The following is a 16,951-nucleotide window of genomic DNA, read 5'->3' as shown; positions in this document are numbered from 1 at the left end:
AAGGGGAAATAAATATTTTCTAACAATTAATAAAATTTACAAAACTCTTGTTGCATAAATCCATCTTAATGGATGAAATATTAGATACATCTCAAATATTAAAGAACTCTTAATTAAAAAACGCTAATTCTTAGCGCTCTCATACTCTGACGGAGTCATTTCTTTTTTGATTCTTTTTATCAGGAGCTCGTCATGTATCGTTTCATTAAGCGTAAGAGTGGTTTCACTTTGATTGAATTGCTGGTGGTGATTGCCATCATTGCCATTCTGATCGCTCTGTTACTCCCTGCAGTCCAACAGGCACGAGAAGCAGCCCGTCGCAGTCAATGTAAGAATAATCTCAAGCAGCTTGGACTGGCATTGCACAACTACATTGATACAACTGCTGGAGTTATTCCACGCGGTGTGAATCATTACAACGCAACATCCTGTTGTTGTGAAACAGATAACGGGAACTACGCTCACACAATTCACACCATGTTGTTGCCTTATCTGGACCAGACGCCTCTTTACAACAACATTAATTTTTATGTCGATCCTCAGGACGCAGTCAATCATGAGGTCCGGCGAACGAAGGTAACTGTCTTTATCTGCCCCAGTGCCTTGGTTGTAGACGATGCAAATTACGCTCAGCATAACTATCCGACGGCCAGTGCCAATCATGGTTGGGGCTTATGTGGACGCCATGGCTCTTCAACGACGAATGGAATTTTTGCTTCGCGTTGGGGAATTGTCGATGACGCCTCCGGAGCTGTCTATGATTCACAAATGCGATTGCAGAATGTGACTGATGGGACCAGCAATACGATCACATTCTCTGAGTTTGCCAAAGGTCTGGATTACATCCTGCCGACATCACACAAAAACAATATGGGACGCAGTTGGTATGATGCCGCTGTAGGCTGGGGAAATATTGGTTTCTCAACACGTACTGACTCCACCCCCAACAATCCGAAAGCAACTTACAGTTCAACCCATAACTGGGGCACTGTAGGGAGCTATCACGAAGGTGGGGTGCACTGTGGGTTTATGGACGGTGCAGTTCGTTTCATCAGTGAAAATATCGATGGGAGACAGTGGCAGGCATTATGCACGCCCCGTGGTGGTGAGGTGGTTGAGGTCCCCTGATCATTCTGTCTGAGTCGAATTAAATCAATTGCTACACACTTGGCATGTGTCTGGTGTGTAGCAGTTATTCCCTGTTGATTATTGTGATGTAATAGGATTAATATGTTAAGCGCAAATGTAAAGTCTCTAAGTCCTGGCATTCTGTTGATAATGATTTCTGTCATCTGTGGGTGTGGAAATCAGGAAATGGTAGATGAGAGTCAATCTGTGGAGATCACGGGGGTGATCAAACTGGATGGAAAACCTCTGACAGACGCACAAGTATCATTTCTTCCTGCTGATGGTGACGCACTCGTAGGAACAGCGATGACAATGACAGACAGCCAGGGCAAATACACCGTGGCTGTTAATGCCCCACGTGAGTATAAGGTCAATGTTGATAGGATGATGAATGGTGGTCCGAATCCTAAACTGAAAGAATATCAGGGAGAGGAGACTCCCCTGAAGGCAGATGTCTCGGATGCAAATAAATCCTTCGATTTTGATTTAAAAAGTGCTCAATAATTTGGTCATTGTCATTCAATTAGTTGATTCTTGTCTGAATTCGCTGCTGTTCTAACACGACAGCAGCGTTTTTTAATTATGAAAGCACAAATCTAGCCTTACATTGAGTTCTCGAATTATCGGATGTGTAATTGGCTCGTGGTGTTAAATCTGGAATAACTCAAAATATCCTTCCTCAAATCTATTGAGAGGAGTTTTAATGAGTGAGAGATTTCCGATCCGGTCGAATCGAGTGAACTGGATCGTTCTTTTGACATTCTTCTACTTTTACAGCAACCTGTGGACAGAAGCTCTGTACGCGGAAACTCAGATGTCATTTGAGAAGGACATTCGGCCAATATTCAAAACTCATTGTCTGGAATGTCATTCGGGAGAAGAACCCGAAAGCAGCTTTTCCCTCTCAACCAGGCAGACCACTCTGGCTGGCGGAAATTATGGGAAAGCCGTTATTCCCCAGCAGCCGACCCGCAGTCTGTTGTTTCAGATGATCTCCGGGACTCATCCGGACAAGATAGTCATGCCTCCCGAAGGAGATCGGTTATCGGCACGTGAGATTGCTCTGATTCGGGAGTGGATTCAACAGGGAGTACCCTGGACTGAAAAACTTGTCTTAGACAATGAATCAGAACCAAACCACCAGAAGTCACATTGGGCTTTTCAGCCTATTTCTAATCCAGAACTGCCACCTGTCAGAAAGAGTGACTGGTGTCGAAATGAAATCGATTATTTCATCCTGCATCGCCTGGAAAAAGAACAGTTCACTCCCTCAGCTGAAGCAGACAAAACAACGCTCATTCGTCGTGTCACTTTGGACCTGACCGGACTGCCTCCCTCGCCAGAAGAAGTAACCGCATTTTTGAAGGATGAGCGGCCAGATGCTTATGAGCGACTTGTAGATCGTCTCCTGCAGTCACCGCATTTCGGTGAGAAATGGGCTCGGCCCTGGCTCGACTTGTGTCATTACGCTGACAGTGATGGATATCTGACCGATGCCGTCCGACCGCATGCCTGGCGGTTTCGCGACTGGGTAGTCCAATCACTCAACCAGAACAAACCTTTCGATCAGTTTACGATTGAGCAGATTGCCGGCGATCTGTTGCCTGAAAGTTCAACTGAAGCACACGCCGGTACTGGTTTCCTGCGCCAGACCTTAAGTAACCGTGAGGGAGGCGCCGACCTGGAAGAATTTCGGGTCAATAAAGTAGTCGATCGTACTAAACTGGTGGGAACGATCTGGCTCGGGCTCACGCTGGACTGCTGCCGCTGCCATAACCACAAGTATGATCCCATCAGCCAGAAAGAGTTTTATCAGCTCTACGCCTTTTTTAATTCAGCCTATGAAGTCAACATTGATGCTCCCTTGAAACAGGACCAGGATCTGGTCGCGCAACAGACGCTTTATCAACAGAAACGACAGGCACTCATCGATCCCATCCGCGAACCGCTGGAACAACTGCAGCGAGAGTGGGAGCAGAAAATGCTGCATGCCTCTGAGCACCCTGCCGAAGATCACCACTGGGCCCGGGCCTGGGAGGTAATGGGTCTGGTGTGGGGCGTCAAATCCGGGGAGGGGCAACAGGAAGGGCTGGAGATCCTCAAGCTGGATCCCTCAGAGCGTTCACAGAGGCAGCGTGACGATCTGCTGGATTACTTTCTGGCCCGTGGACATCTGGTAGACAGTGCCCGTTTTAAAGAACTCAAACTGGGAGAACTTGCTCGGAACCTGACTGCTTTACGAAACGAGTTTCCGGCGGTTTCGCGTGCTCCCGCGATGCATGAAATGCAGACGCCGAATCAGGCGTTTGTGCATCTACGCGGTTCCCATCTTTCTCCCGGAATCCCTGTGGCACCAGGGACCCCCCGTTCCTTACCGACTCTCCAACCTTCAGGGAATCCGGATCGACTTGATCTGGCACGTTGGCTGGTTTCGGACTCAAATCCGCTCACAGCCCGGGTGACTGTGAATCGTGTCTGGCAGGAATATTTCGGTCAAGGAATTGTGATATCGTCGGATGACTTCGGTACCCAGGGGGATCGTCCTTCGCATCCGCAACTGCTGGACCGGCTGGCACGGCGATTCCAGGAGAGTGGCTGGGACGTCAAAGCACTGCATCGCCTGATCGTGACTTCTGCGACGTATAGACAGTCATCAAAGACACGACCGGACATGCAGGAAAAAGATCCCGCGAATCGACTTCTGAGCCATCAGGCGAATCTGAGGCTCTCTGCCGAACTAGTGCGCGATCAGGCACTCGCGGTCAGTGGTTTGCTGACTCGAGAGCTGGGGGGACCCTGTGTGCGGCCTCCCCAGCCTGACAGCGTCGTAATGGAAGCCTTTGGTTCTAATACATGGGATGTCAGTACGGGGAACGATCGCTATCGCAGGGGGCTCTATACGTTGATTCTCAGGACCTCACCTTATGCTCAATCAGTGATCTTTGATGCTCCCAATCCGAGTCAGACCTGCACCAGACGCGATCGGTCTAATACACCGCTGCAGGCTTTAACTCTGTTGAACGATCCTGTCTTTTACGAAGCAGCCCAACATCTGGGACGACGTGTTACCCGGGAGAGTTCGGGGGACCTCGATCAACAGATGAACTATGCGTTCCGTCTCTGCCTGGCACGAGAACCGCTGGAAAGGGAACGGGAACGCTTGAAGGAGCTTTATTGGAAGCAGATTGCTCAACAGCCAGCTGACAGAACGCCTGCTGAAAAACAGGACGTGGCCTGGACGCTTGTGGCGAGTGTCTTACTCAACCTGCATGAATTCATAACACGGGACTGAAAGCAATGCTCTCACCTGATCCCTGGCTTAATTTGAAACGACGACACTTTCTGCAGTCCACGGCTTGTGGCCTGGGGGGAATGGCGCTCAACAGCCTGCTGGCCCGCGATGGTCTGGCAGAATCCGCTGCGCTGAATGCGGTGAATCCCCTCGATGTGAAGAAACCGCATTTCAAGCCTCGTGCTAAAAACGTGATTTTCATTTTCATGTCAGGCGGTCCCAGCCAGCTGGATCTCTTCGATCCGAAACCACAGTTGCAGAAACTGCACGGTCAGCCGGTGCCTGAGTCCTTTCTGAAAGGAATTCAGGATGCTCTGATCAAAACAACGGCCCAGGTGATGGCGTCACCTCGGAAATTCAAAAAGTATGGGGCAGCCGGACTCGATTTTTCAGATAACCTGCCACACCTGGGAACATGCGCCGATGATCTGTGCATGATTCGGACTGTCCAAACTGACGTGAGCAACCACCACCCCGCCCAGATGCTGATGAACAGCGGTTCGACCATGTTCGACCGTCCCAGTATGGGCTCCTGGGTGACCTATGGGCTGGGGAGTGAATCGGAAAACCTGCCCGGCTATGTTGTGCTGCTCTCGAATTCGGGTAAGGGTGTAGACGGCGGTTCTTCGTTGTGGACCAATGGGATTCTACCTTCCACTTACCGGGGCGTGACCTTCCGCAGTCGAGGCGAGGCCATTTTGTATCTCTCCAATCCGGAAGGGGTTTCACCGGCCATGCAGCAGGCTCGAATCAACGCGATTCGGGATCTGAACGCACAACGGTTCGATCAGGTCGGGGATCCGGAAATTGCATCGCGGATTGCTGCGTACGAACTGGCGTATCGCATGCAGACGGCTGCACCGGATCTGCTGGATTTCAGTGATGAGTCCAAAGCGACGCTGGATATGTACGGCATTGAAAACGAAACGACCAACTGGTTTGGCAGCAATGCACTGCTGGCCCGCCGAATGGTTGAACGTGGCGTCCGCTTTGTGCAGCTGTATCATTCGACCTGGGACGATCATTCCAATCTGGATAAGAATCTGAAGACGAACTGCGAGATGACTGATCAGCCCTGTGCGGCTCTGATCAAAGACCTCAAGCAGCGGGGCCTGCTGGATGACACACTGGTGATCTGGGGAGCGGAATTTGGCAGGACGCCGATGACCGAAGTCCGTCGAGGTTCATCGCCGGGGCGGGAAGGACGGGATCACCATCCCTTCAGCTTTACGATGCTCATGGCAGGGGGCGGCGTGAAGGCTGGAACGGTCATCGGGAAAACAGACGAACTCGGCTTCCATCCGGTTGAGCAGCCTGTGCACCTGCATAATCTGCATGCGACGATTCTCCATCAGCTGGGCTTCGACCACACAAAGCTGATCGTCAAACACAAGGGGCTGGATTACCGACTCACCGGAGTGGAAGGCGAAGTTCTTGAGATGTTGCTGGCTTGAGTGACAGTCGACTGCTGCCAGTTCAAGAGACTTTGGAGGCCTGAGCCTGCTCAATAATGTCGACGCCCACCAGATCGCTCCAGGCTGCAATCAACTGTTTTGTGATCGGCCCCACTTTTCCGTTACCAATTTCAAGCCCGTTAAATCTGGTTGCCGGCATAATGCAATAGGGGGTGCTGGTGAAAAATGCTTCATCCGCGGTCGTGACATCATAAGGCAGCAGCTGACATTCTTCGACCGGGATATTCAGTTTTTCTCCCAGGGTAAAGATGGACTGTCGGCTGATGCCGTCCAGACAGTTGATCGTACTGGGTGTTCGAATGCGATTATTCGAAACCAGGAAGAAGTTCCCCCCTTTGTTTTCGGAAAGATAACCGTCGGTGTCGAGCAGCAGACTTTGTGCTTTAGGATCGACCAGTTTCACTTCAGATTCAGCCAGTGTGTAGATGAAGCGGCTGCGGTTCTTTATGCGGGCATCTAAAGACTGCGCGGGTTGAATGCGGGTGAAAGGGGTTACTGCATGGCAGCCTGTCTGGTAGAAGTCGGCCCAGTAACTCAGGTCGAGGGGCAGGGTGATGATCATTACCGTTGATGAGGAATCAGCGGGCTTCTGACCGCTGGAGGGCACCCATTGTCCCGGTGTGATATTATGGATGATCCAGGCATCAGTTCCCGCTGCATAATTGGGTTTATTCTTTTCCCAGACTTCGAGTGTTAATTTTTCGAGTTCGTCTGGTGTCATGCCGGCATCGAACCTCGCTGCCTTGAGACTGAGGTACAAACGGTCGATATGATCCCGCAGACGATACGGCTGATGACCGAACGTGCGCGTCGATTCCGTGACTGTCATTCCCAGGCTGATCGCACCATCAAAGATGGAGATTTTGGCTTGATCCGCGGGAACATATTCTCCATTCAGGTAAACCAGGTTCTGTGTCATGGATGTCCTTTCAGGGTTCGGTCTGGGATGCTTCAAAGCAGGAGAAACAGGGAGATTCGTATGACTTTAACTGATCCTGTTCATGTCTCAGAATCAGGCAGGCCGTGCCCGGTTTCTGACTTAACAGCGCGATTCCTTTTTCCGGTCCCAAAACGCTGATCGCGGAAGCCAGGCTGTCGGCTGTGATTCCATCAGGGGCGATCACAGTCACGCGACTATGATCGGTCAGACCGAGTCCGGTATGGGGATTCACGATATGCGAATAGCGAGTGCCATCGATGACCACATGCTGAAACGCATCACCCGAAGTGGCGACTGCGCAGTCTCTCAACATGAGGTAACGATCAATTTTGGCTTCCGGGGCATCCGTCGAAGAGATGCCGATTTTCCAGCCACAACTCCCAGGAGGGGGAGCCCCTAGTGACAGATCGCCGCTGGCGTCAATCATCACCCGATCAATTCCGTGTTCTTTCAAAACCCGAATCGCGACGTCTGCCGCATAGCCCTTGGCGATTCCCCCGAGATCTAATCGCATGCCCGGCTTGAGGAGTTCAACGGTCTGGTTCTGTTCAGATAGTCGCATCAATTCATAACCGACCAGATCCCGGGCGGCCTGCAGTCGTTCACTGTCAGGCAACTCTTTACGTCGACGCGCTCTGCGCCAGAGGCGGACTACGGGACTGATGGTGACGTCGAACGCGCCAGCGGTCTCACGGGAAAGTGCTTGACTTCTTTTCAGTACCTGGAACAGGTCAGAACTGACTTTGACTGGCTTTCCCGGCCCGGATAACTGACACAACAGGTTTAACTCGCTGTTGGGATCGTAATCGCTGAGGACTTTGTTAAGTTCCTTTACACGACGAAAAGCAATTTGAGAGGCATTGTTTGCGATTGGTTTGTCCGTTGCATATAATACGATTCTCCACTGCACTCCCATATGTACTTCCTGAAATTCATACCGATGCAGAATTTCGCTTTCCGTGCACTGTTGATTGCCTGACAATGTGGAGAGCAACAGGCATGTGTGATATAGGTAAGACATCTTCCATCCAGATCTAAAGTCTGATTTCCGCTTAAAGTTACGGAGTAAACTAATATGCTTAGCGTATGTCGTTCCAGTCTCATAATGCAAGCCAAAACTGCATTACTCGCCATTCTCTGTTGCTCGTCTTCAGTGGCGTTCGCTGCCGATCCCTCGGAAGCAAAAACAGAAAAAGAGATGAAACCTTACACGCAGAAAATTACCAACACCGATGTCAGTTTTGATATGGTGCCGATCCCCGGTGGTGAATTCGTTATGGGCAGCCCTGCCGATGAAAAGAACCGGGAAGAAGATGAAGGTCCTCAGGTCAAAGTCAAAATTGAGCCTTTCTGGATGGGCAAACATGAAGTGACCTGGAACGAATATGATATCTGGAGCTTCAATCTGGATATTCAGCGCCGTAAGCTGATGCGTCTCAAATCGGATGACAAAGAAAAAGCAGCAGATGCTGTAACCCGTCCGACCAAGCCTTATACCGACATGACCTTCGACATGGGGCACGATGGGTACCCGGCGATCTGTATGACCCAGCTGGCAGCAAAAACCTACTGCAAATGGCTGAGTGAAAAAACCGGTCACTACTATCGTCTGCCTACTGAAGCGGAGTGGGAATACGCGTGCCGTGCCGGTACCACGACGGCTTACTCATTCGGTGACAACCCTGCTAAAATGGATGATTACGCCTGGCACTACGCAAACTGTAACGATACCTACCAGAAGGTCGGACAGAAAAAACCGAACCCCTTCGGTCTGTACGATATGCACGGTAACGTTTCAGAGTGGGTCCTCGATCAGTACATTCCTGATGCCTACAAAAAGTGGAGTGGCAAAGGAACCGTGGAGTTCCCCGTCAGTCCTACGACCCCCGAAAAACTTTATCCGCGTGTTGTGCGTGGCGGTTCCTGGGATGATGATCCCGAAGCACTGCGAAGTGCGAACCGGATCGCCTCCAGTGCCGACTGGAAAATTCAGGATCCCCAGATTCCACAGAGTATCTGGTACCACACCGATGCCATCTTTGTGGGCTTCCGTGTCGTACGGCCTCTCAAAGTGCCTACGGCTGAAGAACGCAAGAAATACAACCTGGATCCGGTCATTCCGGCCGATGAAGGGCGCTAAATCCCGCCAGCTGTTGATAGTTTATTGAAAACAGATGCCTTCGTCGGATTCCTGCAAACATAAAGTCCGGCGAAAGGCATATGTATCTTAGAAACGTACCACTGACCAAATCGTCCTGCAGATTAGGAAAGGCCTCTGATGACTCAATCTAATAATCAATCTTCTTCCCGACGTGACTTCCTGAAGGTAACCACAGCCACCGCTGTGGGAACCAGCATCCTGTCTACTCTGGGATCGTCGGCTCATGTTTACGCCAATGGCGACGATAAAATCAAAGTCGGTCTGGTCGGTTGTGGTGGTCGTGGAACAGGGGCTGCATCTCAGGCTTTGTCGACCAAAGGTAACATCAAACTCGAAGCCATGGCTGATGCCTACCGTGATCGGATGGACAAGAGCCTCAGCAACCTGCAGAAGCAGTTCTCAGGTGAACCTGAAAAGGTCGACGTGGCCGAAGAGAAAAAGTTCGTCGGATTTGACGCCTATCAGAAACTGCTCGACAGTGGCGTTGATGTTGTGATTCTGGCAACTCCTCCGGGATTCCGTCCGATTCACTTCGAAGCAGCTGTCGAAAAAGGCAAGCACGTCTTCATGGAAAAACCGGTTGCCACCGATGTTCCCGGCGTTCGCAAGGTGCTCGAAGCAGCCGAGAAAGCCAAGGAAAAGAAACTGGCTGTCGGCGTTGGTCTGCAGCGTCACCACCAGGCAAATTACATTGAAACCATCAATCGTCTGAAAGATGGTGCGATCGGCGATATTACTTCCATGCGTTGCTACTGGAACAGTGGCGGGGTCTGGGAGCCGCGTCTGGCTCGTGAAGAAGCCAAGAGCGAAATGGACTACCAGATGCGTAACTGGTACTACTACAACTGGCTCTGTGGTGACCATATCAACGAGCAGCACATCCACAACATCGACGTCTGTAACTGGGTGAAAGATGCTTTCCCGGTTCAGGCTTACGGGATGGGCGGTCGTCAGGTTCGTACCGACAAAAAGTACGGTGAAATCTATGACCACTTCGCTGTTGAGTTCGTTTACGAAGACGGAACCCGGTTGTACAGCCAGTGCCGTCATATCCGCAACTGCTGGAACAGCGTGACTGAGCATGCTCAGGGAACCAAAGGTTTCTGCGATATCAGCGGTGCAAAATACGAAACCACAGGCGGCTACAAGTGGCGCTACCGTGGTAAGAAAACCAACCCCTACCAGGTTGAACACGATGACCTCTTCGCTGCCATCCGTCAGGGAACTCCCTACAACGAAGCCGAATACGGTGCCAAGTCCACCATGACTTCGATTCTGGGACGTCTGGCGACCTACAGCGGTAAACCTGTTACCTGGGATGAAGCAATGGCATCTAATGTCAGCCTGATGCCCAAAGAGTTCTCCTGGGAAGGCCAACCGGTAACGGTTCCCGATGAGAACGGGTACTACCCGATTCCGATGCCCGGTATCACCAAAGTACTCTAAACTCTGATATTAAAACTGATCGGCCGATTCGCTTCCTTGAAGCGGATCGGCTTTTTTTCATCTACAACACTCTGAGCCTGTTTTAATTCGACCATGTCTCCACCGTTTCAAGTCTCCCCACTAATGCCCGCTGATCATGACCGGGTGCTGTTTGTCTGGGAAGCCGCGGTTCGTGCGACTCACCATTTTCTCTCTGAAGACGAAATCGAGACTCTCAAGCCGTTGGTCAGGCAGGCCTGCTTTGAGGGAATGCCGCTGTTTGGTGTGCGCGATTCTGAGGGAGAAGTAATTGCATTTTCGGGAGTCGATTCTCCCAAACTGGAAGCGCTGTTTGTCCATCCGGACTGGTGTGGCAAAGGGCTGGGGCGTTTGCTGGTAGAGCATGCCATCCGAGAACAGGCTGTCTGTCTCGTCGATGTGAACGAGCAGAATCCTGCAGCCGTTGAGTTCTATCTGCATCTCGGTTTTGAGGTCGCCCATCGCTCGCATGTGGATGGCTTTGGAAAGCCGTATCCTCTGCTGCACCTGAAACTGCCGGATCAGACAATCTGAAGTTTCTGATGCATTCCACATCCGCTTCTGGTATTGTGAAAGCTCCCTCATACTCAACCAGGAGCCTACACTATGTCTGCATGCGTCATCCGTTTTGCGTTGATCTGTTTACTGTCTGTGTTGTGGATTGACTTGCTGCCCGCAACAGAACCGCTGTCGATCGGGACACGACGGGAACTGTTTGTCGATGACGCACTGGTCGATCGTCTCTCTGGGGAAGCCGAGATTCGATTACAACATCCGGTACCCCGCGAAGTGGTCTTTCGATTCGATCAGCCCTGGGAGGGAAGCAGTTCCGGCTATCATACGATCATTCAGGATGGAGACCTCTATCGACTTTATTACCGCGGTACTCACATCGAGGTGTCCCAGGGACGCATCAGCACGGGCAGTCATAAACCGTATTACTGTTATGCTGAAAGTAAAGATGGAATTCACTGGACGCGTCCGAAACTGGGGATTGTCGAATTTCAGGGTTCAAGGCAGAACAACATTATTCTGGAAGGCCTGGGAACACATAACTTTGCTCCATTCAAAGATGAAAACCCGGAATGCAAACCTGAGGGACGCTTCAAAGCACTGGCGGGATTGCAGAATGAAGGAGGGCTGCATGCCTTCCAGTCAGCAGACGGGATTCATTGGAAGCGAATGCAGGAGAAACCTGTGATTACAAAAGGGGCCTTCGACTCTCAGAATTTGGCTTTCTGGGATGAGGATCATAAAACGTATCGCACATACTTTCGTGTTTTTACAGGGGGAGTCACCAACTCCAAGACCTGGAAGCCAGAAGGGATCCGTGCGATTCAGACGGCGACTTCGGATGATTTTCTCAACTGGAGTGAAGGCATTGATCTGGTCTACGCTGATTCACCAGAGGAAGAACTGTATACAAACCAGGTGAAGCCTTACCTGCGGGCCCCACATATTCGTATTGGTTTTCCTGCACGCTACGTTGAGCGTGGCTGGTCCGAATCGATGCGAGCGCTGCCCGACCCGGAGCGTCGTCAATTGAGAGCTTCTTCGGTAGAACGCTATGGCACCGCGATCAGTGAAGGGCTGCTGATGGCCAGTCGGGATGGTGTCCATTTTAAACGCTGGAACGAAGCCTTTCTGCGACCGGGCATTGAGCGGACGGGAACCTGGCAGTACGGGCATCAGTTTATCGCAGAACATCTGGTCGAAACTGCTTCCGATCTGCCCGGTGCTCCGAATGAACTGTCACTCTATGCCGCTGAAGATTACTGGCATGGAAAAGGGGGCGCCCTCAGGCGTTATTCTTTAAGAATGGATGGCTTCACTTCGGTGCACGCCTCTCTTAAGGGAGGGGAATTGATTACACAACCCATTGTGTTTGCGGGAAAGGCACTGTCAGTCAACTTCGCGACCTCGGCGGCCGGGAGCATGTGGGTGGAACTGCAAACTGCAGATGGAAAGCCGATTAAAGGTTTTGCGCTGGCTGATTCCGTCGAACTCTTCGGCGATACACTGGACCGCAAAGTCACCTGGAAACAGGGGGCAGACCTCAGTGCGCTGGCCGGAAAGTCGGTTCGCCTGCGGTTCAAATTGAAAGATGCGGACTTGTACTCGTTTCAGTTTCAGAAGTAGATTGCCCGATCACTGCGAAATGATGCATCTTCAGGATCACTGACAGGGATCAGGAGACAGGTTGACCTGCAAGTACCTGATCGCTCATAATCTGCAGGCAGTTCAGTCATGATGCCCGCTGAAGTAATCTTGAATATCCCTCGTTAAAACGAACCATCACCTCTTATGAATGAGCCTCAACCTGCTCCCCGACCCAAACCGGAACACTGGCGCGATCGCTGGTACGAGATCATTTTTGAAGCGGACACGCCTGCAGGGAAGCTGTTTGATGTCGTGTTACTGGTCGCCATTTTATTAAGCGTGCTGGTCATCATGCTCGAGAGTGTTCCTTCTCTGGAAGTACACTATGATCAGGGATTCGGCTACGCTGAGTGGTTTTTCACGATTCTGTTTACAATCGAGTATGCGGCCCGCATCAGCTGTGCCCGGCACCCTCTGCGGTACATCGTCAGCTTTTACGGCATTGTCGACCTGCTCTCGATTCTGCCAACCTACCTGATGTTCTTCGCGCCGCTGGAAATGCAGAGTCTGGGCGTGATCCGCGCACTGCGGTTGTTACGTGCGTTTCGAATTTTCAAACTGGCCCACATGTTGACAGAAGCTTCGGAGTTGCGGCGAGCGATCTGGGCCAGTCGATCTAAGATCACGGTTTTCCTGGCAACTGTCTTGATTGCTGTCGTGATTGAAGGGACCGCCCTGTATCTGATCGAGGGGGATCAGGACAGTGGCTTTACTTCGATTCCTCAGAGCATGTACTGGGCAATCGTGACCATGACGACCGTCGGATATGGTGATATCGCGCCGGTGACACCGCTCGGAAAGTTTCTGGCAGCGGTTATTATGATTCTGGGGTACAGCCTGATCATCGTTCCAACGGGGATCGTGTCGGCGGAACTGGCACATCCCGGCGGAAAGAAGGCCTCACACTGGGTTACAACGCAGGTCTGTCCGGAATGCATGAAGGAAGGACATGATTCCGATGCGACCTTCTGTAAGTATTGCGGATCTAAACTCTGAAGTCTTCGCTAACTTGCGACCTCCGGTTCAGCGGCAGACTCCTGGTCCTTGAACAGCGTCGGAGGATGAGCCGACCAGACGGCCAGGGCTGCCATCAGCGGGAGCGCCATAAACAGATAGAGCACCGGGTTATATGATCCGAAGTAATCAATCGACATGGCAACCGGCAGGGGGCCCAGGGCGGAAGCAAGAATCATCATTGACCAGGCCACGCCGCGTACGGCGCCCTGATTCATACGGCCATAATAGTTGATCCAGACGACCGTGGCTGTGCTGCGAAAGATGCTCCCCGTGATCCCCAGGAGGAACGTGTAGACAACGACCATCCAGATCGTAGGCATGGTCAACACGATGAGATTCGCCAGTGCCATGCAGAGCATGGAGAAGCAGAGAATGTAGCGGCTGGGGAAGCGGTCGGTCAACCAGCCAGCCGGGAACATCAGCAGGGTGGCACACACGGCCTGAAAGGCCATCATGCGGATTGCCCAGTTTGTGGGAACTCCATGACTGCCCAGCAAAGCGATCTGGTGAAAGACCAGTCCGGTACCGACCAGAGCATGAGTGGTGATCACCGAAAGCAGTTTCCAGAAGGTCGGGTCGCGGAGAACCTGGCGGACCGTCCAGGATTCGATCGTGGCTGTGATCAGGGGACGCTTCGGTTTCTCTTCCGGTTCGGGCTCAGGTTCCTGTTCGGGATCGATGCCATCCGGATGCAGGCCGAGATCCTCGGGCCGGTTCCTGACGATAAAAATACCCGGCAGAATTAAACAGACCGCTACGGTAACCGCATGGAAAATCCAGCCGGTTTTCCAGCCATACTCACTGATCAACCAGCTATTAATAAAGGGGACTGTCATCACAGAAAAGGCACTACCGAAACCGGCGAGGGCTGTAGCGCGTCCCCGTTTCTTTTCGAACCATTCTCCCACCATCCAGACCGAGATGAGTGTCAGTGCACCCTGTCCCAGGCTGCGGACAAGGCTGAATCCCAGATACAGGCTGCCCAGGGTATGGATTTGTGACATGAAGAAACAGGAGATCGCCAGACCGGTCGCCACGATCGGCAGGATGATGCGGGCGCCCCAGTGATCCAGCATGCGACCGATGAAGGGGAGCAGGCAGGCACTGACAATGGTGGCGAATCCATAGGCGAGTGAGTACTGGGTTTCTGAAAGCCCGAGGCTCATCCGCATAGGATCTTTGAAGACAGCGACTGAGAAAGACTGACCAGGTGCGGACAGAAACTGGGCCAGTGCCGCGATTCCCAGCATGGACCAGCCGGGAAAATATTTATAGGTGGGGAGAGCGATCTCTTCGAGACCACCCTTCAGTTCCACTTCTGCACAAGAGGACTGTGAATTCATTTCTAATCAGTTTCTTCCCTGGATAGTTTCAGGTATCGACCCGGGGCGGGCAACCGGTGGGAATTTCACTATAGCAGATCAGGAAATGGACACGTAACCTCTGTCGCCGCGGCTTTTGATAAAAAAACGGCTTCTTCATGTTTTTTTATCGATCAAAATATCAGCAGTCACACACCGTGGCTGTTTTATCTTCTATTCAATACAAAACTTAGAGACCGATTCCCAGCCAGTTGTGGAACAGGAAGTCCAGTCGGCCACTGAGCAGTGCGATGCGTCCCATCACGGTGTAAGCGAAGCTGGCACCGAAGGTAACCATCAGAAACCAGACGCCAAGACGGGAGACGTACTTCACGAAGCCTTCATGCTCAATGGAGAAGAAGAAGTAAACCATACAGGAGACCACTCCTACAATGATGATTGTGTTTTTAAGCGATTCCACGATCTGCCAGCTGCCATCAGCGCCGAAGACCACGAAGGGCATGATCGTATTCTGCAACTGGCCGACGAAGTCTGCTTCCAGGTAACTGATGAGCCGAATCCCCGCTGTGGCTCCGATGAAGAATGCCAGTGGCCAGCGGGCGAGCCAGCTTCCTTTGGGGGAGAGGCGCAGCAGTAGCAAGACGCTCATGGTCAGCGGAATCAGGTACCAGAGGTTGGCATTCATCTCATTATCTTTAATGTCGAGAAAGAAGATGTCCTTCGCTTCTACCGGGAACAGCTTGCCGAACAGATTGGGGATGATTTCCGACCAGAACGCGACCACCATCGCATAGCCTGCAGAGACCCCCACGAACACGGATTCCGTGAATTTATAAACCGGATTATCACCATAGAGAAACGAGAAGATCGCCAGCGTACAGAACGCAGCCACCCAGAGGCCAATTGTGCGGGAGAGCCCCAGCCTCACTCCCGGTTGATCTTTTTCTGCTTCGGGTACGACTTGCTCTTTGGTCCACTCTACAGCCTGTTCCGCTCCCTCAACTGAGGACTTCGCTTCCACGGGAACGTCACGTACATAGACGCGGCCACTTTTTTTGTCGATCGTCTGAAAGAGCAGGAACCCGCCACCAGCGACCATCAAGATTGTCCAGATGAGTGTAGATTGTTTCATCGATACAGTCCCAGCTTACGTTCCCAGAAGTAAATCACATTTCCCAGTACAATCAATCCGATCAGGAGGACATGGGCCACCAGCTGAGGGCCCATGCGTTTGAGTCCTTCTTTCGCGGCCGGATTATTCTCCAGTTGGGGGTAGGCATTAATGATGGCCTGTTCGTACTCCGCAGCCCCTTTGATCGCAGCGATCATGCCGATCAACTGCTTGGGGATGTAAGGCAGCATGATCGGAGCCTGAACCCCGGTGCAACCAACGACGGTGGGAATATCGAAAGGGGCAGACCCATAGAGCACCCATTCCTTGGAACCCGGGTAGCCGGCACTCACATTGACCAGCAGATCGACCTGCTGAATGTTCTTCAGGTTTTTCGTGAGTGGGAGATTATCGAGGCTGGTGCTGTTGATGTCGGTTGAATACGTTTTCTTCAAATCTTCTACGACCAGTTTGATCACCCCTTCATTCCCGGTACGAAAGCCAAGGTTCACGTATTTGGTGCCGTATTTACCTTTGTAGGTGTCGGGAAATTCATTTTCCAGAATATCAACCGAACGCTGAATCATGGGGACACCTTGTGGCCAGAGTGTCATGAAGTAAATGTTGTGTTTTTTCAAAGCACAGTGTCGGGTGAATGCAGAAGCCATCGGCTGAAGTTCGCCTTCACTGGCGGGATCGTAATCGAGGGCAATGAAGATATTGGAACCATCGGGCAGATCGTCGACCGCGTGAAAGACGGACATCACCTGGTCAGAGGGTTTTTCCGGAAAGGTTGTCCCCATAATGAGGGGAATCGCGACCGCAAACAGCATCAGCAGAAAGATCCAGCGGCGGTCCAGGTTTTGTAGAAATTGTAACAT

The 16,951-nt window shown here is 51.7% G+C and carries 14 protein-coding genes; 9 read left to right on the top strand and 5 right to left on the bottom strand.

Annotation, left to right across the window (positions count from 1 at the left end; all coding sequences use genetic code 11):
• The first annotated feature begins 192 nt into the window (after positions 1-192).
• From FYZ48_RS22910 to FYZ48_RS22895, 4 genes are all read left to right on the top strand, one after another.
• Positions 193-1,128, top strand: coding sequence for a DUF1559 domain-containing protein (locus FYZ48_RS22910; protein WP_149344700.1), 936 nt, complete (start codon positions 193-195; stop codon positions 1,126-1,128).
• A gap of 186 nt (positions 1,129-1,314) precedes the next feature.
• On the top strand, positions 1,315-1,632 hold the full coding sequence (locus FYZ48_RS22905) for a DUF4198 domain-containing protein (RefSeq protein WP_149344698.1): 318 nt from the start codon (positions 1,315-1,317) through the stop codon (positions 1,630-1,632).
• A 310-nt stretch (positions 1,633-1,942) separates the two neighbouring features.
• Positions 1,943-4,420, top strand: a complete 2,478-nt coding sequence (locus tag FYZ48_RS22900; RefSeq protein WP_187782168.1) for a PSD1 and planctomycete cytochrome C domain-containing protein — start codon at positions 1,943-1,945, stop codon at positions 4,418-4,420.
• Positions 4,421-4,425: 5 nt separating this feature from the next.
• The gene (locus FYZ48_RS22895) at positions 4,426-5,874 is read left to right on the top strand and encodes a DUF1501 domain-containing protein (protein ID WP_149344694.1); all 1,449 of its coding nucleotides are present in this window, start codon (positions 4,426-4,428) and stop codon (positions 5,872-5,874) included.
• A gap of 22 nt (positions 5,875-5,896) precedes the next feature.
• Here the strand turns inward: FYZ48_RS22895 and FYZ48_RS22890 are convergent, their stop codons facing one another.
• Positions 5,897-6,814: an aminotransferase class IV gene (locus FYZ48_RS22890; RefSeq protein ID WP_149344692.1), complete on the bottom strand. Its 918-nt coding sequence runs from the start codon at positions 6,812-6,814 to the stop codon at positions 5,897-5,899.
• A gap of 10 nt (positions 6,815-6,824) precedes the next feature.
• Entirely contained in the window at positions 6,825-7,856 is a 1,032-nt protein-coding gene (locus FYZ48_RS22885) for an FAD:protein FMN transferase (RefSeq protein WP_149344689.1), read from the bottom strand.
• 84 nt (positions 7,857-7,940) lie between these two features.
• Here FYZ48_RS22885 and FYZ48_RS22880 point away from each other — a divergent pair, with 84 nt between their 5' ends.
• The 5 genes from FYZ48_RS22880 (at position 7,941) to FYZ48_RS22860 (ending at position 13,616) form a co-directional block, all read left to right on the top strand.
• Positions 7,941-8,975, top strand: coding sequence for a formylglycine-generating enzyme family protein (locus tag FYZ48_RS22880; protein WP_149344687.1), 1,035 nt, complete (start codon positions 7,941-7,943; stop codon positions 8,973-8,975).
• Positions 8,976-9,113: 138 nt separating this feature from the next.
• Positions 9,114-10,442 carry a Gfo/Idh/MocA family protein gene (locus tag FYZ48_RS22875; protein WP_149344685.1) on the top strand — a complete coding sequence of 443 codons (1,329 nt, stop codon included), beginning with the start codon at positions 9,114-9,116 and terminating at the stop codon, positions 10,440-10,442.
• Positions 10,443-10,565: 123 nt separating this feature from the next.
• Complete coding sequence (locus tag FYZ48_RS22870) at positions 10,566-10,994, top strand: GNAT family N-acetyltransferase (protein WP_198422261.1); 429 nt, start codon at positions 10,566-10,568, stop codon at positions 10,992-10,994.
• Positions 10,995-11,066: 72 nt separating this feature from the next.
• Complete coding sequence (locus tag FYZ48_RS22865) at positions 11,067-12,599, top strand: hypothetical protein (RefSeq protein WP_242022743.1); 1,533 nt, start codon at positions 11,067-11,069, stop codon at positions 12,597-12,599.
• Positions 12,600-12,764: 165 nt separating this feature from the next.
• Positions 12,765-13,616, top strand: coding sequence for an ion transporter (locus tag FYZ48_RS22860; RefSeq protein WP_149344681.1), 852 nt, complete (start codon positions 12,765-12,767; stop codon positions 13,614-13,616).
• An 8-nt stretch (positions 13,617-13,624) separates the two neighbouring features.
• On the opposite strand, the gene FYZ48_RS22855 is transcribed toward FYZ48_RS22860, so the two are convergent.
• From FYZ48_RS22855 to FYZ48_RS22845, 3 genes are all read right to left on the bottom strand, one after another.
• On the bottom strand, positions 13,625-14,980 hold the full coding sequence (locus FYZ48_RS22855; protein WP_149344679.1) for an MFS transporter: 1,356 nt from the start codon (positions 14,978-14,980) through the stop codon (positions 13,625-13,627).
• 208 nt (positions 14,981-15,188) lie between these two features.
• The gene (locus tag FYZ48_RS22850) at positions 15,189-16,091 is read right to left on the bottom strand and encodes a hypothetical protein (protein WP_149344677.1); all 903 of its coding nucleotides are present in this window, start codon (positions 16,089-16,091) and stop codon (positions 15,189-15,191) included.
• Positions 16,088-16,951 (bottom strand): hypothetical protein, encoded by an 864-nt coding sequence (locus FYZ48_RS22845; protein WP_149344675.1) that lies wholly within the window; start codon positions 16,949-16,951, stop codon positions 16,088-16,090. Before FYZ48_RS22845 ends, FYZ48_RS22850 begins: the two co-directional genes overlap by 4 nt.

Origin of the sequence: Gimesia chilikensis (assembly GCF_008329715.1) — a bacterium.
Lineage (GTDB): Bacteria > Planctomycetota > Planctomycetia > Planctomycetales > Planctomycetaceae > Gimesia > Gimesia chilikensis.
Note: the sequence above shows the minus strand (reverse complement) of the source record. Positions and strands in the feature narration are given on the sequence as shown.